Origin of the sequence: Catenuloplanes japonicus, from assembly GCF_000717135.1 — a bacterium.
Lineage (GTDB): Bacteria > Actinomycetota > Actinomycetes > Mycobacteriales > Micromonosporaceae > Catenuloplanes > Catenuloplanes japonicus.
Map to the genome: position 1 here is coordinate 363,925 of NZ_JNXY01000009.1, position 25,573 is coordinate 389,497.

The following is a 25,573-nucleotide window of genomic DNA, read 5'->3' on the forward strand; positions in this document are numbered from 1 at the left end:
TCATCTCGGTCTCGTTCCATTGATGCGCGGGTGGATCAGCAGTCGGGCAGCGGACCGGTCGAGTTGATCCCGTACCCCTCAAGGTTGAACCAGGCGAACGAGATGTATCCCGTGCCACCGCCGTAGTTCACCTTGATCCAGATGCTGGTGGGGTCGGCCTTCCCCTTGTTGTAGACGTACTGACTGATGCTCTGACCGCTGGCCTTGCAGATCGCGGAGAGCCGCTGCTCCTGGCTCGCCCGCCCGATCAGGTTGCCACTGTCCTTCGGCGTTGCCCAGACCTGGCGGCCGTTGTTCGAGTTGTTGCACCAGGTGTGCTGCTCCTCGTCGTTGGCCGACGTGTTGTTGTAGCAGACCGCCAGGCCGTAGACCGCGCTCGTGGTGTTGCTGCCCGTGCCGTTCGCGCTGCCGGCCGCGTTCGTCGCGGTGAGCGTGAAATCGTACTTCGTGCTCGGCGACAGCCCGGACAGCGTCAGCGAGGCGCAGGCCCCGGAGACCGACTTGCCGCTCGCGACCAGCTTGCAGGTGGCGGTGCCGCCGCCCGCGTCCACGGTCGCCTTCACGGTCAGCGCGGTCTGCGTGACGGTCGAGCCGGTCACCGTGACCTTCGGCGCCGCGACGGTGCGCGCGGTCGCGCTCGCCTGCGGGCCCTCGCCGGCCTCGTTCACGGCACGGACCTTGACGGCCACGTTCTGCCCGTCGCCGAAGCCGGTCAGCTTCGACTTCGTGCCGCCGGCCGCGACCTCGGCGGTCTTGTCGCCGGCCACCACCAGGTATTTCGTGATCGGGCGGCCGTTCTCCGCCGGGGCGGTCCAGGTGACCGTGATCGTGCCGCGCTCGCCCGCGACCGTGGCCGCGTCCAGGCCGGCCGGCGCGTCCGGCACGGTGAACGGGACGACCGTGCCGCTCACCGGCGAGGCCCCGGAGGAGCCGCCGCGCTCGTTCGTCGAGGTGACCGTGAACGCGTACTGCGTGCCGTACTCCAGCTCGCCGGCGGCGACGACCAGCTCGGTGCCGTCCGCCTGGCCGACCAGCGCGGTGGCGCCGGCCGAGATCGCGTTCACGGCGTACGACTTGATCTTCAGGCCCTGACCGTTCGCGGCCGGCCAGGTGATCTTGACGGTGCCGTCCGGCTGCGCGGCCGCGGTGACCTCGGTCGGTGCGTCCGGCACCTCGGAGGTGGGCACCGCGGGGTTCGACTTCGCCTTCGGGCCCTCGCCCTCGCTGTTCACCGCGTACACCGTGAACTGGTACGTCTCGCCGTTGGTCAGGCCGTCGACCTGCAGGCCGCGCTGGTCCGCGCCGACCTGCCAGGTCTTGTCCGCGCCCTCCACCACGTACTTCGTGATCGGGGCGCCGTTCGCCGCCGCGGGCTTCCAGCTCAGGCGGATCTGCGCGTTGCCGGCCGCGGCCGTCACCTGCTTCGGCGGACCGGGCTTGGCGACCTGCGGCTTCGCGGGCGGCGGCGGGGGCGCGGGCGCCTCCTTCGGCGGGTCGCCGCCGAGCACGTCGTTCGCATATTTGTCGACCGTGCGCACCTCGTGCTTGTCGTCGACGACCTGGGCACTCGACGAATTCGGCGCGTTGACGAAGAGGTGGTTCTCGCGGACCTCCAGCTCCAGCTCGCCGTTCGCACCCGCGACCGTGAACGTGGCGGTCTCCCGGCCGGACACGTCCAGCACGTGCACGACGCCGGTGCCGTCCTCCGGCACGTAGAACCTGCCCGCCCAGGCCATCGCCGGGCGCAGCGGCGCGCCGTCGCCCGGCACCGCGAACTCGGTGATCACGCCGGTGTCGGACACCACGTAGACCTTGCGGGACTCCGCGACCGTCACCGGGATCTGCGAGCCGGTGGTGCGCTCCGGCAGCGACGCGACGCCGGTCAGCGTGAGCGTGACCGGGACCGGCTCCGCGTCGCCGCGCACCATGGTCAACGTGTTCGTCGTGCGGTCCAGCACGGCCACGCCGTTGTCCAGCGCGGTCAGCGTCAGGTCGTGGCTCGGCGCGGCGATGCCGTGCGTGCGGATCAGCTTCGGCCCGCCCGCGCCCTGGCCGCCGTCGCCGCCGGGCTCGGCCGTGGACAGCACGGCTGGCGTGATCGCGGAGACCGTGCCCTCGGACGGCACCGCGATCCAGAGGCGGCTCTCGCCGTCGAACGTGCCGCCCGCGATGCCCGGCGGGTAGCGCACCGGCTCGCCGACCGGCTCCAGCGTCTGCGGGTCGAGCTGGCGGATCTCGCCCTGCACGGAATCGACGATGAACGCGGCGTCGTCGTTGAGCGCGACCGTGACGCCGACGCCGGCCGTGGACTGCCGGGTCGCGACCGTCTGCAGCGAGGCCAGGTCCAGCGAGCTGATCAGGCCGGTGTTCAGGTCGCGGAGCAGCAGGAAGCGGTCGGTCTGGGTGACCTGCATCGGGTGCCCGGCCGCGCCGGCGACCGCGAACCGGGTGTCGACCCGGCCGGTCACGCCGTTGGCGCGCGCGAGCTCACCCTTGGACCGGCTCCACAGCCAGGAGGCCGCGTCGAAGCTGGCCACCGCCTGGTCGGCCGCGCCCAGCCCGAGCACGGTCGCGGCCATGCCGGCGACCAGCACGGCGACCGTGCCGATCGTGACCAGCCCGCCCGGCGTGCGCAGCCTGCGTTTGCGCGCCGGTGGCGGAGGCCCGATGGTGCCCGGCGTCGCTTCGATGCTGACCACAGCTCTCCCCGTTACGCATCGTCCACTGTCTCGGCCTCACCCCGGGTAACGACGCGGAAACGCATCGTGCATCGCCCGCTGGAACAGGGCTTTTCGCAGATCAGTGGCACCGGGGGAGAGACGCGAGTCATCTTATGGGGTGCCTCCGGCAAAAGCTGCCCCCAGTGGCGCATCGGTCACGATCGGGTCAGCCCGTGGGGTCGCCGGCCGATTTCCGCGAGGTGCAGCGCTGCTCGGACGGCGCCACCTCGTCCGCGTCCGCGCCGTAGACCGCCACTATCGTGAAGCAGTAGTCCAGCGCCGGATTGAGACCGTTGATCACGTAGTCCTCGCGACCCGGCGGCAGGTTCGCCATCGCCTTCAGCTCCTCGCCGGCCCGTCCGCCCGCGACTATGAACGGGACCGTGCCCTTGGTCGGGTCCGTCCAGGTCAGCGTTATGGCCTCGCCGTCGTCCACCAGCTTCACGCCACCGGGCGGATCACCGGCCACCCGGGGCGCCCCCGGCGTGGCCTCCGCGGTCGCGCTCGCGGTCTGCTCCGGAGCCGGCCCGCCACCGTTCGTGTCGTCGTCCCTGGTCATGACCAGCACCCCGACCGACACGATCGCCGCCACCACGGCCGTGAGCGCCGCTGCCACCACCGCGACCGTCGTCCCCCGTCCGCGCCGGGGCTCCGCCCCGGTTTCAAAATGCTGCGAGGGTACGCCCGGGAACTGCCCCTGCTGCTGCGGAGGCACGCCGTAGGGCTGCGGGGCATAGGGGTTCTGCTGCACCGGCGGCGCCGACTGCTGGACGGGCGGCGCCGAGAACTGCTGCACCGGCGGCGCCGAGTGCTGCTGGACGGGTGGTGCGCTGTACTGCTGTACGGGCGGCGCCGAGTGCTGCTGCGCGGGCGGTGCGCTGTACTGCTGTGCCGGCGGCGCCGAGTGCTGCTGGACCGGCGGCGCGCTGTACTGCTGTACCGGCGGCGCGCTGTACTGCTGTACCGGCGGCGCGGAGAACTGCTGCGCGGGCGGTGCGCTGTACTGCTGCACCGGCGGGGCCGACTGCGGCCGCACGGGCGTGGCCGGGCGCTGGACCATCCGCGGTGCCGTGTGCATCGGCGCGGTCGGCGGCTCCGGCAGCACGGACGGGCCGGGCTGCACGGACGGGCCGGGCTGCACGGACGGGCCGGGCTGCACGGACGGGCCGGACTGCACCGGGGGCATGGGCTCCTGGGTCGGCCGCATGGGCTGCTGCACGGACACGGGCTGCTGCACCGGCGGCTGCGCCCGGTGGATCGGCATGGTCGGCGGCTCGTCCGGCTGCCCGATCTGGTGCGTCGTCACCTGCGGCATCTGCTGCGGCGCGACCTGCGGCTGCGGCATCTGCTGCTGAGGCACCTGCCGGAACGGCATGGTCGGCGGCGCGGAGTCGGGCTGCGGCACGACCTGCGGCGCGAACGGCTGCGGCGCGAAGGACGGCTGCGCGCTCACGGGCGGCGCGAAGGGAGACGGCTGCGGCGGTGCGAGCTCCGGCCGTACCCCCTGATGCTGATCTTGATTTTGAACTGGTGGTGGGGCCGCATCGCCCAGGTAAGCCCTGGCGCGCGCCACCATCGGATGGTCCGGGCCGAGCGCGGCCGGGCCGAATCGCGCCACCCGCGTGAACGCACGTTTCGCCTCGTGACGGTTGCCGAGCTCCTCCGCGGCCTCGCCGATCGCGACCGAGAGCGCGAGCATGCGCGGCTCCTCGTCGCCGAGGCGCAGCGCACCGGCGCCGTAGGCGTCCTCCAGCACGCGTCGCGCGGCCGCCGGATCGTCCGCCTGGGTGTGCAGCGTGCCGAGCACGAGCGCGGCGTCGAGCACCTCGTCGTGGGTCTTGCCGAGCGTGCGGCGTGCGTCCTCCAGGGCGTCCTCGAGCAGCTCACGGCCGTGTGTGAGGTCGCCCCCGGCCTGGACGGCGCGGGCGCGGCTGACGGCGGCGGAGAGTGGTGCGTGCGACACGCGGCACATGCTTTCACAAACGGAGCGTGTTCGCGCCGGGGCGGAACTCTCATGTTTCCGTGTTCCGTGGCCGATAGGGGGAAGCCTGGGGAGATGAGCCGCAAGGGAGCGGTATCGGCATGGGTGCGTGGCTGGGCGATCTGAGGATCGGCGTGAAGTTCGCCGTGGCGCTGGTGGTGGCGTTGCTGGCCGGCGGGCTGGTAGCGATCGTGGGCATGGCCGGGCTGGGGTCCGCGAACCAGAACGCGGTCGGCATCTACGAGGAGAATCTCCGGCCGTCGCAGCTGCTGGCCGCGGCGCAGGGCGCGTTCGACGACGAGCTCTTCTCGCTGGCGCTGATGAACATCTCGAGCTCGGCCACGGCGACCGCCCAGCGGCGCACGGAGTCCCAGGTCGCGATGGACGCGCTGGCGTCGGACCTGGGGGAGTACGAGAAGCTCGGGCTGGATCCGGCGCAGCAGGGGCCGTTCGCGACGATCACGGACGGGCTGGTCACGATCGGGAAGGCGCGCGACGAGCAGCTGATCCCGGCCGCGACGAACAGCGACAGCGCGGGTTTCGAGGCCGCCTACACGGCCGTCGAACCGACCGTGGACGCGGTGAACGCCGCGTTCGACGAGCTGGCCGCGTTCGAGGCGTCGAGCGGCGAGGCGGAGGCCGCGGCCAGCACGTCCAGCTATCGCACCAGCCGGAACACGATGCTGGCGTGCTGGGTCGTGGGTACGGTGCTGGCCGCGCTGCTCGGCGTCTTCGTGGTGCGGCGGATCACCGGACCGCTCGGCGAGGTGTCCGGCGTGCTGGAGCGGATGGCGGACGGCGATCTCACCGGCCAGGTGACGGTCCGGTCCCGGGACGAGTCCGGCGTGATGGCGGGCGCGCTGAACCGTGCCGTGGCCGGCATGCGGCGGACCGTGGAGTCGCTGGGCGGCGCGTCGCACTCGCTGGCCGCGGCCGCGGAGCAGCTCTCCACCACCAGCACGCAGATCGCCGGCAGCGCGGAGCAGACCAGCGCGCAGGCGGAGGTGGTGTCGTCCGCGGCCGGCGAGGTGACGCGCAACGTGCAGACCATCTCCGCGGGCTCGGAGCAGATGGGCGCCTCGATCCGGGAGATCTCGCAGAACGCGAACCAGGCCGCGCAGGTGGCCGGCACCGCGGTCACCCAGGCGCAGGAGACCAACCGGACCGTGGTGAAGCTCGGCGAGTCCAGCGCGGAGATCGGGAACGTGGTCAAGCTGATCACCGCGATCGCGGAGCAGACGAACCTGCTGGCGCTGAACGCCACGATCGAGGCGGCGCGGGCCGGCGAGGCGGGCAAGGGCTTCGCGGTGGTGGCGAGCGAGGTCAAGGATCTTGCGCAGGAGACCGCGCGCGCCACGGAGAGCATCAGCTCGCGGGTGGCGGCCACGCAGGCGGACACCGAGATCGTGATCACCGCGATCGGTGAGATCAGCGAGGTCATCGCGCGGATCAGCGACTACCAGACCACGATCGCGTCCGCCGTGGAGGAGCAGACCGCGACGACCAGCGAGATGAACCGGGGCGTGTCCGAGGCCGCGGGCGGGATCAGCGAGATCACCTCCGGCGTGGAGACGCTGGCCGGCGCCGCGCGGATGACGTCGGAGAGCGTGGCCGAGGCGCAGCGGGCCTCGGAGGAGCTGGCCCGGATGTCCGGGGAGCTGCAGGGGCTGGTCTCGACCTTCCGGGTGTGATGATCGTCCGGTGGCAGAGCGAACGGTCTTCACCGGCGGGCACGCGTTCATCGGCGGCGCGGACGTGCGCGTGGACGTGGCGGTCGAGGGTGACCGGATCACCGAGGTCGGCGAGGGGCTGCGCGGCGGGGACGTCGTGGATCTGGACGGCGGGCTGCTGACGCCCGGTTTCCAGGACGCGCACGTGCACCCGATCGCGGGCGGCGTGCAGCTGCTCCGCTGCGACCTGCAGGATCTCGGCACGGCCGGCGAATATCTCGAAGCCATCGCACGGTACGCCGCGGCGCACCCCACCCTGGAGTGGATCATCGGCGGCGGCTGGTCGCTGGAGGCGTTCCCGGGTGGCACGCCGACCCGGCACGCGCTCGACGCGATCGTCCCGGACCGCCCGGTCTTCCTGCCGAACCGCGACTCGCACGGCGCCTGGGTCAACACCCGCGCGCTGGAGCTGGCCGGGATCCGCGCGGCCACGCCGGACCCGGCGGACGGCCGGATCGAGCGCGAGCCGGACGGCTTCCCCGCGGGCACGCTGCACGAGGGCGCGGCCGGCCTGGTCGGGCGTCTGGTCCCGCCGACCACGGACGCGGAGCTGGACGCGGGGCTGCGGGCCGGCCAGGAGCTGCTCTTCTCGGTCGGCGTGACCGCGTGGCAGGACGCGTGGGTCGGGCCGGGCCTGCACGGCCACGGCGACCTGCTGCCGGTCTATCTGCGCGCCGCCGAGTCGGGCGGGTTGACGGCGCGGGTCAGCGGCGCGCTCTGGTGGGAACGGGACCGCGGCCTCGAACAGCTCGACGAGCTGCGGGAACGCCGGACCGCGCGCGGCCGGTTCACGGCCCGGACCGTCAAGATCATGCAGGACGGCGTGGCGGAGAACTTCACGGCCGCGATGACCGCGCCGTACCGGAACGGGTGCGGCAGCGGGCTCAGTTTCGTCGACCCGGAGCTGCTCAAGGACTACGTGACGCGGCTGGACGCGGCGGACTTCCAGGTGCACGTGCACGCGCTCGGGGACCGGGCGGTGCGCGAGGCGCTGGACGCGATCGGGGCCGCGCGCGCGGCGAACGGGCCGCGCGGGAACCGGCACCAGCTGGCGCACCTGCAGGTCGTGCACCCTGATGATCACGGCCGGTTCGCGGAGCTGGACGTGATCGCGAACGTGCAGGCGCTCTGGGCCTGCCACGAGCCGCAGATGGACGAGCTGACGCTGCCGTTCCTGGACCCGGTGCTGGCCGCGCGGCAGTACCCGTTCGCGGACCTGGCGCGCGCCGGCGCCCGGCTGGCCGCGGGCAGCGACTGGATGGTGAGCAGCCCGGACCCGCTGCGGGCGGCGCACGTGGCGGTGAACCGGACCGCGCCGGGCGAGCCGGCCGACCGGCCGTTCCTGCCGGACCAGGCGCTGACGCTGGGCGCGTTCCTGACCGCGTACACCGAGGGCAGCGCGTTCGCGAGCCACCGGGACGACGTGACCGGCCGGATCGCGCCCGGGATGCTGGCCGACCTGGCCGTGCTGGACCGGAACCCGTTCGCGCGCCCGGCCGCGGAGATCGGGCTGACCCGGGTGCGAAGCACCTATGTGGGCGGTTCGCGGGTGTATTGAGCAGAATTCACCGATACGGATGAAGCATCTGTACGCGGTTGATGCCAGCCGGTTACTGTCGAGCCTCGGCCTTTCCGTCGCCGCGGAAAATTCACAAAAATTCTTGCGGTTTCGTTGAACCATGGCCGATCCCCCGTTCGGATTAACCCCCGGGGTTGCGTGCGGAAATATAAGTTTTCTTAAAGATCGACTGTGGATTTGCATTTGTTTTTCCTTGCAGACCACAACCGCTTGACGCTGCCCGGATTCGACTTCTAACTTGCTCAAAGGATTCTTTGAGCTTCGCTTGGAGCCTGCAGGATCTGCAGGTCAGCGACGGGTTTGGGGACGGTGCACAGTGCGCAGGTCGGGGCGCGGGGCAGGTATAGGCGTGGCGTTGCGGCGCCGGAAATGGATCGTCGCGACCGTGGCCGTCGTGGCGGTATTCGGCAGCGGACTGGCGGTGACGTCGCTCGCGAATGCCGGCACCTGGAACAACTGGAATCGGCGGTGGAATCCGAAGCCGGTGTCGCAGAACTGCGGCAAGGCGGCACCCGAGGGACGTGCTCCCGGCGGTGCGGACACGACCACCACGCAGCAGAACGGCCGCACGGTCCGTAACCACTGGGGCGACGGGCAGGTCCCGGCCTGCCCGGCCTCGCCGGCGCCCGCATCGAAGAACACGATCAGCTGCCCGACCGTGGCGGACAAGCTGCCGGCCGTCCCGGCGCAGGCCAAGGCCGAGGTCGACCGTAACCTCGCGCTGCTGCAGACCCAGATCGACGAGGCCAACAAGCGCCTGATCGACACGCAGGGCCAGGGCGGTGCGAACTTCGTGAACAACGCGATCCTCGGCCCGCTGCGCAGCAAGCGCATCGCCACGCTCGACCGGATCGCGATCGCGATCGGCCGGGTCGCGCAGAAGCCGACCGGGCTGGAGGCGCTGGCCGACTGCACGCTGGTCACCACCGGCCTCACGCCGACGCCGGCCGCGACCGGCAACAACGGCAACGGCAACAACAACGGGAACGGCAACGCGGGCAACGGCACCAACGGCCTGCAGATCCTGGGCGACTCCTGTGACTCCTCCAAGCTGCAGAAGCACACCGGCTTCCAGGAGGGCAACCGCTGCGTCGACACCGAGTTCGGCGAGGTCGGTGCCGCGGCCAACAACCCGTCGCTGCTGATCGTCAAGGCGCCGGAGCGGGTCCGCGTCGGGCAGCAGTTCCAGCTGCAGGTCAGCACGCGGAACCTGGTCCGGGACCGGTTCCTCGGCGCGGCGGCCGGCGGCTACTACCTGGAGAGCTCGTTCCTGAACAACAAGGGCCTGGTCCGCGGCCACTTCCACACCGCCTGCCGGATCCTGGCCAGCCAGAACGAGGCACCCGACCCGGCCCCGGCCCCGGCGTTCTTCGTCGCGACCGAGGACGGCGCGGGCGGTGCCAAGCCGGACACCGTGACGATCAACGTCACCGGCATGCCGGCCGAGGGCACCGTGCAGTGCGCGGTCTGGGCCGGTGACGGCTCGCACCGCATCCCGATGATGGAGCGCGCCAACCAGACCCCGGCCCTGGACGTGGTCCGGATCCGCGTCACCCGGTAACTCGCGCACCACGCGACAGCGCCGCCTGGGCCCCAACGGGTCCGGGCGGCGTTATCTTTTCTGCAGGGAGGTGACATGCGCCACCGGCTGCCGTTCTTCGTGTTCCTGCTGCTGCTCGGCGCGTGCGCCCGCACCGACACGCTGCACGGCGAGATCTCGCAGTTGACGCCGTCCGTGTGCGTCGCGGACCGCTGCTTCGCCCGCGGCAACGGCACCGAGCTGTTCCGCGGCTACCAGGTCGGCGACTGCGTCTATCTGCGGTACGAGCCGATCGTGGAGGACGGGCGGGGCGGCCCGGACCTGGTCGCGACCGAGGTCCGGCCCGCCCCCTGCGACGACGGCGTCAGTCGCGCCCGGTGATGCCGTGCCGGTCGCGCAGCGCGGCGGCCTCGTCCTTGCGGTCCAGCGCGTCCAGCACCTCGGCCAGCAGCGCGGCCGGGAGCTGCACCTCCTCCGGCTCCGCGTCCGCGGCCAGGCCGGCCAGCACCTCGCGCAGCACCGGCTCGGCCGCGGCCGGGTCGCCGGACCGGAACAGCGCCTCCGCGTGCATGCCGGCCAGGTTGTCCGCCTCGCGGGTCGCGCCGATCTCGCGCAGCGCGGCGGACGCGCCGATCAGATACGGGATCGCGTCCGCGTACCGCCCCCGGGACATCAGCACGCGGCCGGCCTCCCAGGCGATCATGTGGCGCTCCCAGACGACCTGCGGGTGCGCGGCCGCGTCCTCGGGCAGCGCCGCGTCCCGCTCGCGAGCCGTCTCGACGGTGTCGATCGCCTCCTCCGGCTCGTCCGCGAAGTGCAGCGCCGCGACCCGGCGGCGCAGCACGCGCAGCTCGCCGATCAGGTTGCCGGCCTCGTGCAGGTCCGCCGCGGCCTCGGCGAACCGCTCCGCGGCCTCGTCGTCGCGGTCCGCGCCGTAGAGCACCTCGGCCGCGTACTCCAGGATCTGGCCACGGCCGGCCGGATTCTCCTCCTCGGTCATCCGCGCGATCAGCGTGTCGTAGTGGGCCAGCGCCGTCTTCTCCTGGCCGAGCTGCCGGTACGTGTTCGCCAGCAGCAGCTGCGCGTCGTCGGCCGGGCCGTCCTCACCCAGCCGGCGCAGCTCGGACAGCGCCTCCTCCGCGACCTCGGCCGCCTCGGTGAGCCGCCCGGCCCGCTGGTACGCCTCCGCCAGATCCCGCCGCACCATGGCCGCGGCCGGCAGCAGGTCCTGCTCCGTGCAGAGCGCCACCACCTCGATGAACTCCGGCACCGCCTCGGCCGGCCGGTCCAGGCGCAGCAACGCGTTCGCCCGGCCGAGCCGCGCGTTCATCGTGGTGTCCGGGTCGCCGAGCGCCAGCGCCTCGTCGAAGCGGGCCAGCGCGTGCTCCGGCTCCGGCGCGTGCTGCCCGGCCATCAGCAGCGCGCCGGCCAGGATGCCGTCCGGCCCGTGCTCACGGAAGAAGATCAGGGCGCGGCCGATCGCCTCCGCGGACTCCTCGTGCCGGTGCCCGGCCGACAGGATCCGGGCGCGCCGCAACGCGTACTGCGCGTGCCAGCGCGGCTCGTCGACCTCGGCCAGGAACGTGTCCGCCCGCTCCTGCGCGACCAGCGCCGCCTCCGGGTCCTCGGCGGCCAGGTGCCGCACGGCCAGCCGGGAGTACGCGGTCGCCATCTCCTTCGGCGTGCCGCCGTGCTCCTCGCGGTGCGCGACCTCGGCCTCGACCGCGGCCGCACCCTCCTCGTCGCCGAACATCAGCCGGGTGGCGCCCACCCGGCCGGTCATCGTCGCGGCCTTGCCCGGGTCGCCGGCCTCGGTCCACAGCGCGGCGGACCGCTCCCACGCGGCCATCGCGGCCGCGGCGTCGCGGGCGTGCCAGTGCTGACCACCGCGCAGCGCCTCCCGCCGGGCCGCCAGCGCGACGTCGGAGGGCTCCGGGAAACGCGCGTCGAACGCGGCCAGGATCGCGTCCGCCGGCCGGTCCGCCTCCTCCTCGTCCTCGGCCAGCGCGATGAGCTGCTCCGCGGTCGCGCCGGACGGGACCTCGGTCTGCGGCGGCGCCGGCCGGGACGGGACCGGCGGCACCGGCGCGGCGGAACGAGCACTGGGGGAGAGCGCCAGGACCACGCCGAACGGCTCCGCGCCGATCGTGTCCTCCACCCGGCGGGACTGCCGGTCGGTGCCGTTGCGCGCGTCGAACCGGGTGGCGATCTCCCGCGCCTCCGCGGCCAGCTCGTCCGCCAGCGCGGCCACCGTGGTGTCGCCGCGCTCGGTGCGGTGCACCACGGTGTCGCCGTGGCCCAGCGCGACCGCGCGGCGCAGCAGCACCACGGCCGACGACGCGAACTGCATGGCCGCGGCCGGGGACGGCGCCCGGTCCAGCCAGTCCACGTGGCGCTGCAGGATCTCCAGGCCGCGGTGCTCGTTGCCGGTCCGTGCGCAGAACGCGATGTGCTCGCCGACGTCGCCCAGGTCCGCGAGGCTGGTCCGGACCAGCCGGTACGCCCGCCGGTGCGCGTCCACCGCCTCGTCGTGACGGCCGACCCGCACGTACGAGTCCATGATCGTGGAGAGCATGTTCTGCGGCTGCTCGGTGCAGGTCAGGCGCCCGGCCAGCACCGGCTCCGCCACCGCGATCGCGTCCTCGTCGCGGCGCAGGTCGACCAGGTGCCGGGCCTTGCCGGTCGGGTCGCAGCCCTCGCAGTCGGAGAGCTCGTCGCGGGTGCCGGTCTGCCACCGCTCGTACCAGGAGGCGACCGCGTCCTCGTCGCCGATGTGCCGGGCCAGCACGTACCGGTACTTGTAGACGGCCTGGAGGCTGTGCCCGCCCTCGCGGTACCGGCGCTCCATGTCGTCCAGCACCGCGCTGATCCGCGCGGCCGGGATCTCCGGGAACGAGGTCATCTGGCTGACCATGTTCTTGAAGTACCAGAGCAGCGTGTGGCCCCAGCGCGCGTGGTACGGCGCCGGGTTCCGGTCGAACTCGCCGAGGCACCAGGAGAACGTGACGAACGCCTTCGCCGGCTCGCCGCCGTAGATGTACGACTTGGTGCCCTGCATGCGCGCGACGAAGCTCAGCTCCGGATCGCCGGCCGTGTCCGCGTGCCGGATCACCTGCTCGGTCAGCGCGATCCGCGCCGCGCCGAACGGCATGTCGTCGGCCTGCGCGAGCAGACCCCAGAGTTCCTGCGCCGAATTGGTCATGCCGGATCCCCCGATCCCGGGACGGCCCGGCCGAGCAGGCCGAGGAAGGACGTGTTCAGCAGCGCCGCGTCGGCCGGACGGATCGGGTGGTACCCGAGCAGCAGCGCCTGGCCGTACAGCGACTCGACCGCGAGCGCGGTCAGCTCCGGATCCGCGAGCGCGGTGATCCGGCGGACGAGCGGGTTGCGGTGGTTGAGCACCAGCTGCGGCCGGTCCGGCGGCGCGGACCCGGCCAGCGCGTCCAGCACGCCGCCCCACAGGTCGTCCGCCTTCTCCCGGGTCGCGGTGAACTCGCCGTGGAACGCGGCCGCCCGGGACACCAGGTAGAGACTCGGCAGGGACGCGGGCTCGAACGCGCGCACCACGACCTCGCAGCCGAGCCGGTCCAGCCGGCGCTGCGCGATGGTCAGGAACGGGCGCAGCCGCAGCTCCGTCTCCCGGTCGACCGCGTCGAAGCTCGTGGTCAGGTCCGTCGGCTCCAGCCGCTCGACCCGGATCTCCGCGTCCAGCGCGGGCAGCCGCTCGATGATGTCCGCGTCGTACGTGTACCCCGCGTTGATCACGCCCACGTCCTGCGCCGCGGCCACGGCTGCGAGCTGCCGGAACTCGTCCAGCGTCGCGGCGTAGCGGATCACGCCGTGCCGGGCGCGGAACTCGGCGAGCGTGGACCGGCCCATGTTCGTCTCCATCGGCCACCACTGCTCGACCAGGCGCAGCATCTCCGCGTCGTGCAGCGCCAGCGCCTTCACGCCGAGGTGATGGATGGAGAGGAACTCGGCCAGCCGGCGCGGGTCGGTCGCGGACAGCCGGACCAGCCAGCCGCGCAACTGGTCCGCGATCGCCTCGCGCGCGGACTCCAGCAGGCCGTCCTCGTAGAGCGCCTCACGGCTCGCGGTCGGGCGCAGCTCGGTGGAGTCGACCACGCAGCGCGCGAAGAACGCCCACTCCGGGAGCAGGCCCTCCACGGCCTCGGCCAGCAGCATGCGCTTCAGGTAGACACGGTGGCCGCCGCGCACGGCCGGGTTGATCGGCGTGGGCATCACGAACGCGGCGCCGGACAGGCCCGCCTCCGGCACGTCGAGGTCGATCACGTCGAACGGGGTGAAGCCGAGCACGCTCTCCGCGTACCGCATCAGGCTCTCGCGCTTGTTGCCCTTGAGCTCCCACGGCGGCGTGCCTATTGTCGTCCGCTCACTGTCGACCGTGACCTCGATCGGCAGCATGGAGCCGTAGAGCGCGGCCAGCCGCGTCACCTCCGGCCCGGTCAGCCACTGCGCGGCGCCGTGGCGCGGGATCAGCGTGACCGACGTGCCGGGCTCGCGCTCCGGGCCGGGCTTCACCTCGTAACGCCCGTCGGAGAAGCCGGTCCAGATCACCGGCGCGGCGTCACCGCGGCGCGTGTGCACCCGGATCTCGTCCGCGACCAGGAAGCAGGACAGCAGCCCGATGCCGAACTGACCGAGGAACTCGTGCCGCGCGAAACCCAGGTCGTCGCGCTTGGAGCTGCGGCCGATCGTGGCCAGCAGCTCGTGCACCTGCGCCTCGGTCAGGCCGATGCCGTTGTCGCTGATCCGCAGCGTGCCGTCGCCGGTCACGTCCGCGGACTCGATCACGACCTCGCCGGACGCGTCCGGATCGGCGTGCCGCACCGCGGTGATCGCGTCGACCGCGTTCTGCAGCAGCTCGCGCACGTAGACCTGCGGGCTGCCGTAGAGATGGTGGCTGAGCAGGTCGACGATGCCCCGAAGATCCACCTGGAACGTGTTGCTCACGGATGACTCCCCCATGTCCGACAGGCGCACAAGATACCGGGCCGGTGCGACATCGGGGGACCGGGTTTGCGCTTCAACCGCCGAAGGTGTCGTCAAGTTCCACGAACAACCCCTCCGGCACGGGTACGCCCAGGCGCGTCCAGCAGGCCCGGCCGAGCCGCCACGCCGCGCGCAGCGACTCGCTCCTTGTTCCCGCGTCCACCGCGTGCAGCGCCGCTACCACGCCCGCGGGCAGGTCGGACTCGGCGGCGCGCGACGGCGTCAGCCAGTGCTGCGTGCTGCCCTCGGCCAGCCGGGTCATCCAGAGCAGGTGCCGCCGCGCGTGGGCCAGCGCGTCGGCCGCGCGCAGCAGCTCTCCGCGCTGAAGGACGTGGTGCGCGAGGACCAGCCAGTTCACGAAACGGCCGCACAGCTCCGCCGCGTCCGGCAGCGGCGGGTGTGCCGGCAGCGACTCCAGGGCCTGCCGCAGCTCGCCGGTGCGGTCCAGCACCACCATGTCCGCGACCGGCCCGCCACGCGCCGGCCAGGTCGCGACCGAGCCGATCTCCGCGGCCGTGACCAGGTGGAACTCGCCGCGGATCAGGCCGGGGAAGAACACCACGTGCGTGCCGGACTCGTTGACGAGCACGTGCCTCAGAGGGCCGATCCGGGACAGCCATCGGACCGGGTCCGGCGGCGTGGCGAAGAACAGCCAGAACTCGATGTCGCTGTGCTCATCGGCCTCGCCGTGCGCGAACGAGCCGTACATCAGCGCAGCGGTCAGCCGATCGTCCGCGTGGCACAGTTCCCGTACCCGCGCGATCAGCCTTTCCTGCTCCGCTACCCCAGCAGCCATGCGGCGTCGCGTGCGAAGGCGCGGGAACCGTCCGGCCGGTCGATGTAGAGCGCGTAGTCGCGGTGCCGGACCACGTGGTTCGGGTAGTTGAACGAGCGCAGCACGACCGTGCCGGAGCCGCCGTCCAGCGGGCAGAACGTGGCGTCCGCGCGGAACAGCGCGCTGCCGTCGTCGCCGGAGGCGCGCAGCCGGTAGTTGAAGTGGCGCAGGTAGCGGCCGTCCGGCAGGCGCAGCGACAGGCAGTCTGCGGCGGCCAGGCCGGGGACGACCGTGAACTCGGTCGCGCGGGACGCGGAGACGGCGTCGAGCATGGCGTAACCGTTGCGCTCCCGCACGTAACGGCCGGGGGCGTTGGCGGCGCTGAGCGACCGGAGCGTGTCCTCCTGCCGGGGCGGCGTCGGGGACGGCGTCTGCGCGGCGGCGGGGTGGCCGGGCGGCGCGGGTGCGGGCGCAGGTGCCTCGCTGCTGGGCGGCGGCGCCACCACCTCGGCGACCGCCTCAGGACTTTCCGACGGGCTCGGGCTCGCGCTGGGGCTCTGGCTGGGGCTCTGGCTCGGGCTCGACGACGGCACCGCCGGCTCGGCCGGCCGGAACGGCGGCACCTCCGCGGCCGCGACCGGCACCGGGAGCGGCTCCTCGCCCTGCCCGGTCATCGCGACCGCGCCACCGGCGGCCAGGATCAGCAGCGCCGTCACCGAGGCCAGCACCAGCGCCGCGGACGGACGCCGCGCCGGTCGCTCGTCCACCACCGGCGCGGACATCAGCAGCTCAAGCGGCTCGTAGACGGTTCCGCGCGAGTGCACCACCGCGGCCGGGACCGGCCGCTCGGCCAGCAGGCCGTCGGAGTGCAGCGCGGCAAGCAACGTGTTCGGCACCGGGACCAGCGCCAGGCCGCCGATCAGCCGCTCGGCCGGGATCAGGTGCGCGGCCGTGGTGGTGCAGACCGGGCAGTGCTCCACGTGCCGGACGATCCGCCGCCGCCAGGCCGGTCCGGGACGGTGGTCCCAGCCGGTCGTGACCATCCGCAGACCCGGGCAGGCCGGGCGGGCCCGCAGCGCGCTGACCAGCGCCCGCACCACGTCCAGCTGCTCGTGCATCCGGTCGATCCGGGCGCTCGCGTCCGGCACGGACAGGCGCAGCGCGGCCGCGGACTCGGACCGGCCGATCGCGCCGGCCGCCTCCAGCCACCACAGCGACAGCACGCCCGTGTGCTCGGCGTCCAGCCAGCGGACCGCCTCGGCCAGCCGCCGCCGCTGGCCGGACAGGTTCAGCCGGATGATGCTCAGACCGGTGAAGTCCGCCCCCGGGTCCGGCGCGTCGCCGTCCTCCGGCATGACCACCCGCGGGCCGCCACGGCGCACGCGCGAGGCCTGACGCATCGCGCAGACCAGCAGCCAGGACCGGAACGTGGCGGGATCGCGCAGGTCGGGAAGCTCGCGCGCGACGCGGCGGATGGTCTCCCGGACCGCGTCGTCGATGTCCGCGTGCGCGCCCACGGCACGGCCGATCGCGTTGTAGACGAGCGGGAGATGGCCGGAGACCAGCTCCCCGAGCGCCCGCCGGTCACCCGACTGTGCCGCCACCACCAGGGCGAACCGCTCCGTCACAGACCGCTCCTCCGCAGATCACCAAGCAGCCCAGACCGTACCGAATCATCGCGGGAAGGAACAGTGGTCGGCGGTAACTTCCATGATGGACTGACCGCATGCGCGGACGATTCGACATTCTGCGCCGGTTTCAGACGATGGATCCGGCGCGCGATTACCACGAGATCTACCGGACCATGGTGCGGCTGGAGTACCCGTGGGAGCTCAGAATGGGGCTCAACCTGGCATTCAACCGCTCGTTTGCCATACCGCACATAGCCCGCGAACTCGCCCGTACCGGTGAGATGACCGTGCACGCGCAGAAGCGGGCGGACGACACCGGCATCCTGCTCAACGAGATCATCCTGCACGGCGTCGGCAGCGAGCGGGGCCGGGCCGCGATCGGCCGGATCAACGAGGTCCACGCGCACGTGCCCGGCGCGGACGAGGACTTCGCCTACGTCCTCGCCTGCCTGATCGTGGTGCCGACCCGTTTCGTCGACACGTTCGGCTGGCGCGCCACCACAGAGATCGAGCGCGACGCCACCTTCCTGTTCTACCGCGAACTGGGCGAAAACCTTCAGATCAAGAGCATCCCCCAGGGGTACGCCGCGACCGTGCAATTCTTCGAGGAGTACGACCGTGCACACATGGCGTACAGCCCGGAGGCGGCCGCGATCGAACGGTCCATCCGCGGCCTGCGCGAGCGGCAACTCCCCGGCCCGGTCGCGCGCCACGCGAAAGCCCTGATCAGCGTGCTCTACGACGACCCGCTGCGCACCGCGGCGGGACTGCCCCGGCCTCCGCTGGCGGCCCGTCTCACGATCCACGGACTGCTGCGTGGCCGTGCGTTCACCGAGCGCCACCTCCGGGGCCCGCGCGCCGTGCCGCGGTTCGCGGACGGCATCAGCACCCGCACCTACGGCACCGAGTACACGATCGGGGAGTTGGGCCCCCGCCGGGCGGAGCCGCCCGCGGTGCCATGATGAGCGGCGTACACAGGGGAGGGGTCATGGGGTTCGAGGCTCGGACGTCCGGCGACGCCGCCCGGACGGTGGTGACGCTCGACGGCGAATGCGATCTCGCGGTCCGTGAGGAGCTCACCGCGGCGCTGCTGGGCGCGGTCGCGAGCGCGCCGGTCGTGGTCGTCGACCTGGCCGGCGTCACGTTCATCGACTCGACCGGCGTGCACAGCCTGGTCACCGCGCACCACGCCGCGCTCGCCGCCGGTGGTCGCCTGCACGTGCGGAACGCGGCCGGCCCGGTCGCCACCGTGCTGGACCTCACCGGCGTCGGCCAGTTGCTCGCCGAGGGGGGTGGCTCAGATGCCTGACGAATGGCGCATGCTCTACGCGGTCGCCACCGACCTGTCCGCGCTGCGCGCGTTCGTCGCGGCCCGCGCGGCCGCGCTCGGCCTCCCCGAGGAACGCGCCGAGCTGCTGGTCCTCGCGGTCAGCGAGCTGGCCACGAACACGCTCCAGCACACCGGCGGCGGCGGTGAGGTCGCGCTGCGCACGTCCCGCGGGCGGCTGGTCTGCGACGTCCTCGACGGCGCGCTCACCCACCGCACCACGCCGGCGTTCGGCCACGCCATGCCGCCGGCGGACGCGCTCCGAGGCCGCGGCCTCGCCATCGTCGAGCACCTCTGCGACGAGGTCGAGACCTCCGTCATAGCCGGCGCCACCCGCGTCCGCATCCACCTCGACCTGTAGTCAGGGGAGGACGCGCAGCGCCAGCGTGCAGGTGTCGTCGAAGGTGCTGGGCTCGTCGAGCGCGGCCTGGACGCGCGGCAGGTCGGGCCCGGTGGCGGCGAGCGCGTCGCGGACGCGGAGGAACTGGGCGGCCGGATCGCCGGCACGGCGTTCCACGAGGCCGTCGGTGTAGAAGAGGACCACGTCGTCGGGTCGCAGGGACGGCGTGAGCACGGGGTAGGAGGCGCTGTCCGCGGCGCCGAGCAGCAGCCCGACCGGGCGCTCGAGCTCGTCCGCCACGCCGTCGCGGGACAGCAGCGGCGCCGGGTGGCCGGCACGGGCCCAGCGCAGCGTGCGAGTGGCCGGGTCGTAGATCGAGATGATCGCGGTGCCGGTGATGCGCAGCTGGAGGCAGAGCCGGTTCATGTGGGCGAGCAGCAGGCCGGGGTCGCGCAGCCCGATCGACAGCCACGCGACCAGCGCGAACCGCAGGTGCGCCATGCCGCTGGCCGCGTCCAGCCCGTGGCCGGCGACGTCGCCGACCGCGAGCGCGACCAGGCCGTCCGGGAGCGTCTGGGCGTGGTACCAGTCGCCGCCGACCAGCTGGGCGCGCACGGCGGGCAGGTAGCTGACCATCGCCTCCAGCCCGGCCAGCGGGAACGGTTCGCGCGGCACGGGCTGGATCATGTTCTGCAGCTGGCCGGCGAGGCGGTGCTCGGCCAGCGCGGTGATCTCGCGGGTGCGCAGCTGGTCGCCGAGCCGCTCGATCTCGCCGCGCGTGTCGACGCGTGCGGTGACGTCCTGCACCACCGCGTAGATCTTCACCGGCTTGCCCTCGGCGTCGCGCGCGGTGTCCGAGATGATGCGCAGGTGCTTGATGCCGGCGCCGATCCGGAACCGGACGGTCACGTCGGACGTGCCGCCGCTGTCCAGCGTCTGCCACGCGGTCTCGGCCAGGCCGCGGTCCTCGGCCAGCATCATCGCGGCCTGCTCGAACCGGGTGAGCGGTTCCGCCGCCGGGTCGCGGTCGAACACCGGGTACATGCCGGGTGACCAGTCGGTCTGACCGGTCTGCAGGTCGTACTCGGTCCAGCCGAGGCTGCCGAGCAGTTCGGTGTGGGCGAGCCGGCGCAGGTGCTCGTCCTCGCGCTGCCAGGTGACCAGCAGGCCGCCGAGCGCGGGCCGGACGCTGACCGCGAAGATCGAGTGGGCGACCACGCCGGCCTGCTGCACCTCGTAGCTGAACCGAGGCAGCTCGCCGGGCTCGCCGGTCTCGGCGACGCGCACGTACAGCTGCCAGAGCTCGCCGCCGACGATGCGGGGGTAGAGCTCCACGACGGTGGCGTCCCGCCGGCCCTCGCCGCGGTGGTAGATGTCGGCCACGCGCCCGCCCGCGGCCGCGATGCGGAAGTCGGTGACGGTGCCGTCCGCGCCGGTGATCGGCAGGAGCCAGGAGCAGCCGGCGGGCAGCCCGGAGAGGATCTCCTGAACGAGGGCGGCCGGTGGCGCGATCCGGGCAGGCACGCCGTCGTCAGCCATTCCCACAGCTTATCCGTACGCTTCGGGCATGGGCGGTGACGAGGCCTGGGCGCGCACACTACTCCCGGACGGGGTGAAGATCCTCCGCACGGAGACGCTGGCCGGCGGCTGGTCGTCGCTGGTCCGGCGGCTGGCGCTGAGCGACGGCACCGCGCTGGTGCTGCGGTCGATGCGGCGTCCGGAGCTGGCCGCCCGCGCCGTGGACATGATCCGGCGTGAGGCCGCGATGCTGCGCCTGCTGGCTCCCACGGACATCCCGGTGCCGCGGCTGCTCGGTGTGCGGCTCGACGCCCCCCACCCCTCGCTGCTGATGACCCACATTCCAGGACAGACCCACGTGGGTACGGAGGGTGCGCCCGCCCGCGCGGCCGCGCTGGCCGCCCAGGTGACGCGGATCCACCGCTTCCGCCCGCCGCCCTCGCTGCGCCCGCCGCTCTACACCGCCTGGGCCTGGCCCGGCGAGATCCGCTACCCGGACGGCACCGCGAGGCGCGCGATGTGGCAGCACGCCGAACACCTGATCACCCGCGACCCGCCGCCGTTCACCGGCCGCTTCCTGCACCGCGACTTCCACCTCGGCAACGTCCTGTTCGGACCGTCCGGCGAGGTCACCGGCGTCATCGACTGGACGGACGCGTCCTGGGGCCCGGCCGACCTGGACATCGGCCACTGCGCCACGATGCTGGCGCTGCTGCACGACGACGCGCTCGCGGAGTCCTTCGTGGACGCGTGCGGCCCGCGCGGTGAGCACCACCTCTACTGGCGCCTGCTGAGCGCGCTCGCGTTCGCGCCGGACGCGGCGAACGCGGGCGGTCCATGGCGCGCGCTCGGCCGCACCGACCGCACGCCCGCGGTGCTGCGGGACGCGCTGGAGCGACACCTCGAATATCTGCTCGACACGTTCGAATAGAAGTTATTGATGCGGGATTCCCGCGACCATTAATTGCGTGGAATCTGTCGCGAATACCGCTGTCCGCACGGAAAGTCAATCTATCGAATAGGTCCGATGGCCTTATATAGTCATCGCCGGGTCTTGCGTTCTTTCGGCGAGGGGTGGGCTCATCGTGACCATTGATCGGCTGGACCTTGCCGGGAAGCTCTACCAGCCCGGTGTCTACCCGGCGGTCGCGCGCGTGGCCAGCGGAAAGCGCTCGGAGAGCCCGTTGGTCGTGGACCTCGACCCGACCACTTTCTGTGATCTCGCCTGCCCCGAATGCATCAGTGGAAAACTGTTGAATCAGGGCAGATTCACACCGGAAAGACTCGTCGCACTCGCCGGTGAATTGGTGGAGATGGGTGTTCGCGCGGTCATTCTGATCGGTGGCGGCGAGCCGTTGGCGCACCGCGGCACCCGCCGGGTCGTCACCGTGCTGGGCGAGGCCGGCATCGCGATCGGCGTGGTCACCAACGGCACCATGATCGACCGTAACCTGGACGAGCTGGCCGCACACGCGTCCTGGGTGCGTGTCTCCGTCGACGCGGCCACCTCGGAGACCTACCGATCGGTGCGCCCGGACCGCAAGGGCGGCAGCGCGTTCGACCGCGTCATCGCGAACATGCGCGCGTTCGCCCGGGTCAGGACCGGTGCGCTCGGCTACTCCTTCCTGGTGGTGGCGCGGCGCGCGGCGGACGGCACGGTCGAGAGCAACCATCACGAGGTGTTCGAGGCGGCCCGGCTGGCCAGGGACATCGGCTGCGACTACTTCGAGGTGAAGGCGCTCTTCGACGAGGGGCACCACATCATCGGCCTCGGCGACGAGATGCGCGACAGCGTGGCCAGGCAGATCGAGAAGGCGCAGAGCCTCATCGAGGTGGTCAACTCGTCCACGATGGACTCGGTGCAGCGCGACGACGGCCCGGTGCAGCCCAAGGCGTACCACCGGTGCGGCGTCACGGAGCTGCGCACGCTGGTCACGCCGTCCGGCGTCTACGTGTGTCCCTACCACCGGGGCAATCCGGCGGCCCGGCTCGGCGACGCGGTCACGGAGACGCTGCCGGAGATCTGGCGCCGCTCCGACCGCGGCATCGTCGACCCGTCGCGGGACTGCACGTTCCACTGCGCCCGGCACGGCTCGAACCTTGAGCTGCACGAGATCGCGGCCGGACGCGGCCGGCCGGTGCACGACGACGACCAGGACCTCTTTCTTTAAAGGAGCGTCGAATGCTCAAGGTCAACTCCTGGAACGGCTGGGATCCGCTGCGGCACGTGCTGGTCGGGCGCGCGGACGGCACCATGGTCCAGGCGCCGGAGCCGGCCGTCCAGCGGGACTTCCCGGACGACGGGTTCCCGCGCGGCACGTTCGGCCCGATGCCCGAGGACATGACCGCGGCCGCGACCGAGGAGCTGAACGCGTTCGCCGGCCTGCTCGCCGCGCGCGGCATCCGCGTCTCCCGGCCGACGCCGATCGACTTCGCCCAGACCGTCACCACGCCGGACTGGGCGCAGCAGAGCATGTTCGGCTGCATGCCGCCGCGGGACGTGCTGATCACGGTCGGCGCCGAGATGCTCGAGGCGACCATGTCGTACCGCAGCCGCTGGTTCGAATACCTCGCCTACCGCCCGGTGCTGCAGGAGCTCTACGAGCACGACCCGGACATGCGCTGGGAGGCCGCGCCCAAGCCCCGGCTCACGGACGCCAGCTACAAGCCCGGTTTCTGGGACGAGTACGCCACGATCACGAACCCGGAGCGGCTGGCCCGCGTCGCGGTGAACGATCTGGCGCTCACCGAGGAGGAGCCGCTGTTCGACGCGGCCGACATCGCCCGGTTCGGCAAGGACCTGTTCGTGCAGCTGTCCCTGGTCACCAACCGCAAGGGGGCGGACTGGCTGCGCCGTCACTTCCCGGAGCACCGGGTGCACGCGGTCACGTTTACGAACACGTACCCGCTGCACATCGACGCGACCTGGGTGCCGCTGCGCCCCGGCCTGGTGATGCACGCCGGCCAGCAGCTCGCCGAGCCGGAGCTGATGGAATATTTCAAGGTCAACGACTGGCAGGTGGTCGAGGCCGTGCAGCCGGCCAGCTGGCGGCACGTGCCCCGGCTGTCCTTCTGCAGCCCGTGGCTGGCCGTCAACATCCTCAACCTGGACCGGAACACGGTGTGTGTCGAGGCGGAGGAGAAACGCCTGGCGGACCAGCTGGTGGACCTCGGCTTCGAGGTGGTGCCGGTGCCGTTCCGCGCGGTCGGCCCGTTCGGCGGCGGCCTGCACTGCGCCACCGTCGACATCCACCGTGACGGGGTGATGGAGGACTACTTCCCGCGCCGCAGCGGCCGATTCTGAGGACCGGCGTGCTGCGCGGCGTGGTCTTCGACTTCAACGGCACGCTGGCGGAGCTGGCCTCCACCGGGCGTCCGCACCGCGACGTGTTCGCCGCGCACGGGCTGGCGCACCTGGGCGCGCGGTGGGGCGAGGCGTGGGACCACGCGCCGGAGGACGGCGCGCGGCACGAGGCGGCGTCGCGCAGCGCCGGGGCGTACCACCGCTGGGAACTTGATCGTCTGCGCGCCGACGCCCGGCGGCTCGGCGTGCCGGCCGGCCGCGTGGACGCGCTCGTCACCGATCTGGACCGGGAGACCAAGGCGATGACCATGCGGGGGTACGCCGACGCGGCCCCCGCCGTCGCCGCGCTGGAGAAGCTCGGGCTGCGGCTGGCCGTCTGCTCCAACTGGTACTGGGATCTGGACCGCGCGATCAGTCAGTCCGGACTGGACGGTGCGGCGTTCACGGCCGCGGTCACGTCCGCGCGCGCGGGCATGCGCAAGCCGGACCCGCGCATCTACCGGATCACGCTGGACGCCTGCGGCCTGACGCCCGCGGAGACGCTGTTCGTCGGCGACGTGTGGGGGCCGGACGTGGCCGGGCCGCGCGCGGTCGGCATGCGCGCGGCCCATCTGTGCCGGTCCGGCCGGGAAACGACCGCGCCGGAGCCCGGCGTCTGGCGCGTCGGCGGGCTCGCGCAGGTGGTCACGCTGGCCGGGGAGCTCAGGTGCTGAGCCGGTCCAGCACGTTGCGCGTCACCCGTTCCACGGCCGGGTCGGCGCCGCTCGCGGTCACCACCGGCCAGTCCGTGGTCGCGGCCGTGAACACGGTGCCGTTGCCGCGCGTGTGCACGCCCATGGTGGCGGCGCGCGGCCCGGTCGTCTCCCGGCCGGTGCAGTTCCAATGACCGGCGCGCAGGTGGTGGAAGTCGTCGTGGACCGGGCCCAGCTCCGCGAGGCCCAGGATGGCGAACGTGGCCGGCGTGCCGTCCGCGCCGGTCGGCCGCGCGATGCCGTGCACGTCGCGGACGAACGCGGCGCCGTCGCACTCGTACCCGATGAGCGGTGTGCCGGCCCCGAGCCGATCGCCGTCGCGCAGACCGGTGCCGGTGAAGACCCAGTGGTCCGCATGCTGCACCGCGAAGCCGTCCCGCGGCCGGTCGCCGGGCCAGTCACCCGGCCACATGCCGCCGTTGCGGAAGCTGACGCCGGTCAGCGCGTTCTCCGGCGCGATCTCCCACCACAGGTCGGTGGCGGGCAGATGCGGATAGTCGTCGCCGACGCGGTGGTCGGTGTCGGTGACGAACGCGGTGCCGCCGTCCACCACCCGCACCCGCCACCAGCAGGTGTTCGCGCTGAGAAACGCCGCGTTCCCGCCGTTGTCCACAAAAGACTCCACGTGGGTACGCATGTCCGCGCTCCAGTACTCGTCGTGCCCCACGCTCAGCAGCAGCCGGTACGGCGCCAGCAGCCCCGGATCCTCGTGCAGGTCCAGGTCCGTGCAGCAGTCGACGTCGTAACCGTTGCGCTCCAGCCAGGCCAGGAACGGCGCGTCCCACCAGGCCAGGTCGTCGATCCCGCCCGGCCGCCGGAAGCTCACCCGGTGCCCCTGGCCCGGCAGGTAGACCGGGTCCTCGTAGAGGCTGGCGCCGTCCGTGCGGTGGTAGGCGTGCCGGGTGAAGCTCGACTTCTTGTAGAGGATCCGGGCCCGGGGCGCGCGCGGCCGCACCACCAGATATTCCCGGCCCGGCCCCTTCAGCCGGCGCGGGTCGTAGAACGTGCTCTCCGTGGACGTCACGAAGAACGCGACGTAGACGCCCGGCTCCCACGACTCCGGCAGCGTGAACGCGTGGCCCGGCCACCCCCAGTCCACGGACGGATCCGACCGCCCGGGAATGCCGTCCGGATGCGGCGGCCGGGGCGCGCGCCCGCCCGGGAGCCAGGGGGTGCTGCCCGCGTACCGCGTGGTCCGCCCGATCCGGAAGAAGTCCGCCCGCCAGCGCGGCGCCTCCGTCGACACGTGCAGGCTCACCTCGCCGCCCGCGGCCACGCTCTCCCGCCCGAAGTACCCATCGATGCCCATGACTCACTCTTATCACCGAGGAGACCGCGAATGCCGCACCGAGCGAGGATGCGC

Annotated in this window: 19 protein-coding genes; 11 read left to right on the forward strand and 8 right to left on the reverse strand. The window is 72.6% G+C overall.

The window, feature by feature from the left end:
- Positions 1-35: 35 nt before the first annotated feature.
- Positions 36-2,699 (reverse strand): fibronectin type III domain-containing protein, encoded by a 2,664-nt coding sequence (locus OP04_RS16480; RefSeq protein WP_051798050.1) that lies wholly within the window; start codon positions 2,697-2,699, stop codon positions 36-38.
- A gap of 187 nt (positions 2,700-2,886) precedes the next feature.
- A complete protein-coding gene (locus tag OP04_RS49715; protein ID WP_157239892.1) occupies positions 2,887-4,683 on the reverse strand; it encodes a tetratricopeptide repeat protein in 1,797 nt (598 codons plus the stop codon).
- Positions 4,684-4,802: 119 nt separating this feature from the next.
- Here OP04_RS49715 and OP04_RS16495 point away from each other — a divergent pair, with 119 nt between their 5' ends.
- The 4 genes from OP04_RS16495 (at position 4,803) to OP04_RS16510 (ending at position 9,931) form a co-directional block, all read left to right on the forward strand.
- The gene (locus tag OP04_RS16495; protein WP_033340516.1) at positions 4,803-6,392 is read left to right on the forward strand and encodes a methyl-accepting chemotaxis protein; all 1,590 of its coding nucleotides are present in this window, start codon (positions 4,803-4,805) and stop codon (positions 6,390-6,392) included.
- A 10-nt stretch (positions 6,393-6,402) separates the two neighbouring features.
- Positions 6,403-7,989 (forward strand): amidohydrolase, encoded by a 1,587-nt coding sequence (locus tag OP04_RS16500; RefSeq protein ID WP_033340517.1) that lies wholly within the window; start codon positions 6,403-6,405, stop codon positions 7,987-7,989.
- Between the two features lie 415 nt (positions 7,990-8,404).
- Positions 8,405-9,571 (forward strand): hypothetical protein, encoded by a 1,167-nt coding sequence (locus OP04_RS16505; protein WP_232323609.1) that lies wholly within the window; start codon positions 8,405-8,407, stop codon positions 9,569-9,571.
- Between the two features lie 75 nt (positions 9,572-9,646).
- The gene (locus OP04_RS16510; RefSeq protein WP_033340518.1) at positions 9,647-9,931 is read left to right on the forward strand and encodes a hypothetical protein; all 285 of its coding nucleotides are present in this window, start codon (positions 9,647-9,649) and stop codon (positions 9,929-9,931) included.
- Here the strand turns inward: OP04_RS16510 and OP04_RS16515 are convergent.
- The 4 genes from OP04_RS16515 to OP04_RS16530 form a co-directional block, all read right to left on the reverse strand.
- Complete coding sequence (locus OP04_RS16515; protein WP_033340519.1) at positions 9,915-12,752, reverse strand: tetratricopeptide repeat protein; 2,838 nt, start codon at positions 12,750-12,752, stop codon at positions 9,915-9,917. The genes OP04_RS16510 and OP04_RS16515 overlap by 17 nt on opposite strands.
- Positions 12,749-14,524, reverse strand: a complete 1,776-nt coding sequence (locus OP04_RS16520) for an HSP90 family protein (RefSeq protein ID WP_157239894.1) — start codon at positions 14,522-14,524, stop codon at positions 12,749-12,751. The genes OP04_RS16515 and OP04_RS16520 overlap by 4 nt, the downstream gene beginning before the upstream one ends.
- 73 nt (positions 14,525-14,597) lie before the next feature.
- Positions 14,598-15,359, reverse strand: coding sequence for a nucleotidyltransferase domain-containing protein (locus OP04_RS16525; RefSeq protein ID WP_157239896.1), 762 nt, complete (start codon positions 15,357-15,359; stop codon positions 14,598-14,600).
- Positions 15,344-16,966: an AbfB domain-containing protein gene (locus tag OP04_RS16530; RefSeq protein ID WP_033340520.1), complete on the reverse strand. Its 1,623-nt coding sequence runs from the start codon at positions 16,964-16,966 to the stop codon at positions 15,344-15,346. The genes OP04_RS16525 and OP04_RS16530 overlap by 16 nt, the downstream gene beginning before the upstream one ends.
- A gap of 98 nt (positions 16,967-17,064) precedes the next feature.
- Here OP04_RS16530 and OP04_RS16535 point away from each other — a divergent pair, with 98 nt between their 5' ends.
- Genes OP04_RS16535 through OP04_RS16545 form a run of 3 tightly spaced genes read left to right on the forward strand, consistent with a single transcriptional unit; the run spans position 17,065 to position 18,657 of the window.
- Positions 17,065-17,931, forward strand: a complete 867-nt coding sequence (locus tag OP04_RS16535; protein ID WP_033340521.1) for an oxygenase MpaB family protein — start codon at positions 17,065-17,067, stop codon at positions 17,929-17,931.
- Positions 17,932-17,957: 26 nt separating this feature from the next.
- A complete protein-coding gene (locus tag OP04_RS16540) occupies positions 17,958-18,278 on the forward strand; it encodes an STAS domain-containing protein (protein WP_033340522.1) in 321 nt (106 codons plus the stop codon).
- Positions 18,271-18,657: an ATP-binding protein gene (locus OP04_RS16545; RefSeq protein WP_033340523.1), complete on the forward strand. Its 387-nt coding sequence runs from the start codon at positions 18,271-18,273 to the stop codon at positions 18,655-18,657. The genes OP04_RS16540 and OP04_RS16545 overlap by 8 nt, the downstream gene beginning before the upstream one ends.
- Here OP04_RS16545 and OP04_RS16550 read toward each other — a convergent pair whose 3' ends face one another.
- Complete coding sequence (locus tag OP04_RS16550; protein ID WP_033340524.1) at positions 18,658-20,175, reverse strand: PP2C family protein-serine/threonine phosphatase; 1,518 nt, start codon at positions 20,173-20,175, stop codon at positions 18,658-18,660.
- 28 nt (positions 20,176-20,203) lie between these two features.
- Here OP04_RS16550 and OP04_RS16555 point away from each other — a divergent pair, with 28 nt between their 5' ends.
- The 4 genes from OP04_RS16555 (at position 20,204) to OP04_RS16570 (ending at position 24,171) form a co-directional block, all read left to right on the forward strand.
- A complete protein-coding gene (locus OP04_RS16555) occupies positions 20,204-21,085 on the forward strand; it encodes a phosphotransferase family protein (protein WP_033340525.1) in 882 nt (293 codons plus the stop codon).
- Positions 21,086-21,239: 154 nt separating this feature from the next.
- Entirely contained in the window at positions 21,240-22,325 is a 1,086-nt protein-coding gene (locus OP04_RS16560) for a radical SAM protein (RefSeq protein WP_033340526.1), read from the forward strand.
- An 11-nt stretch (positions 22,326-22,336) separates the two neighbouring features.
- A complete protein-coding gene (locus OP04_RS16565) occupies positions 22,337-23,458 on the forward strand; it encodes a serine/threonine protein kinase (RefSeq protein ID WP_033340527.1) in 1,122 nt (373 codons plus the stop codon).
- An 8-nt stretch (positions 23,459-23,466) separates the two neighbouring features.
- On the forward strand, positions 23,467-24,171 hold the full coding sequence (locus OP04_RS16570; protein ID WP_051798058.1) for an HAD family hydrolase: 705 nt from the start codon (positions 23,467-23,469) through the stop codon (positions 24,169-24,171).
- Here the strand turns inward: OP04_RS16570 and OP04_RS16575 are convergent.
- Positions 24,161-25,519, reverse strand: a complete 1,359-nt coding sequence (locus OP04_RS16575; protein WP_033340528.1) for a N,N-dimethylformamidase beta subunit family domain-containing protein — start codon at positions 25,517-25,519, stop codon at positions 24,161-24,163. The genes OP04_RS16570 and OP04_RS16575 overlap by 11 nt on opposite strands.
- Positions 25,520-25,573 lie beyond the last annotated feature (54 nt).

Excerpts from the sequence above, each read along its gene's own strand:
- OP04_RS16495 (WP_033340516.1), top strand. The coding sequence starts at position 4,803 with ATGGGTGCGTGGCTGGGCGATCTGAGGATCGGCGTGAAGTTCGCCGTG.
- OP04_RS16510 (WP_033340518.1), top strand. The coding sequence starts at position 9,647 with ATGCGCCACCGGCTGCCGTTCTTCGTGTTCCTGCTGCTGCTCGGCGCG.
- OP04_RS16515 (WP_033340519.1), bottom strand. The coding sequence starts at position 12,752 with ATGACCAATTCGGCGCAGGAACTCTGGGGTCTGCTCGCGCAGGCCGAC.
- OP04_RS16525 (WP_157239896.1), bottom strand. The coding sequence starts at position 15,359 with ATGGCTGCTGGGGTAGCGGAGCAGGAAAGGCTGATCGCGCGGGTACGG.
- OP04_RS16535 (WP_033340521.1), top strand. The coding sequence starts at position 17,065 with ATGCGCGGACGATTCGACATTCTGCGCCGGTTTCAGACGATGGATCCG.
- OP04_RS16540 (WP_033340522.1), top strand. The coding sequence starts at position 17,958 with ATGGGGTTCGAGGCTCGGACGTCCGGCGACGCCGCCCGGACGGTGGTG.
- OP04_RS16545 (WP_033340523.1), top strand. The coding sequence starts at position 18,271 with ATGCCTGACGAATGGCGCATGCTCTACGCGGTCGCCACCGACCTGTCC.
- OP04_RS16550 (WP_033340524.1), bottom strand. The coding sequence starts at position 20,175 with ATGGCTGACGACGGCGTGCCTGCCCGGATCGCGCCACCGGCCGCCCTC.
- OP04_RS16555 (WP_033340525.1), top strand. The coding sequence starts at position 20,204 with ATGGGCGGTGACGAGGCCTGGGCGCGCACACTACTCCCGGACGGGGTG.
- OP04_RS16565 (WP_033340527.1), top strand. The coding sequence starts at position 22,337 with ATGCTCAAGGTCAACTCCTGGAACGGCTGGGATCCGCTGCGGCACGTG.
- OP04_RS16575 (WP_033340528.1), bottom strand. The coding sequence starts at position 25,519 with ATGGGCATCGATGGGTACTTCGGGCGGGAGAGCGTGGCCGCGGGCGGC.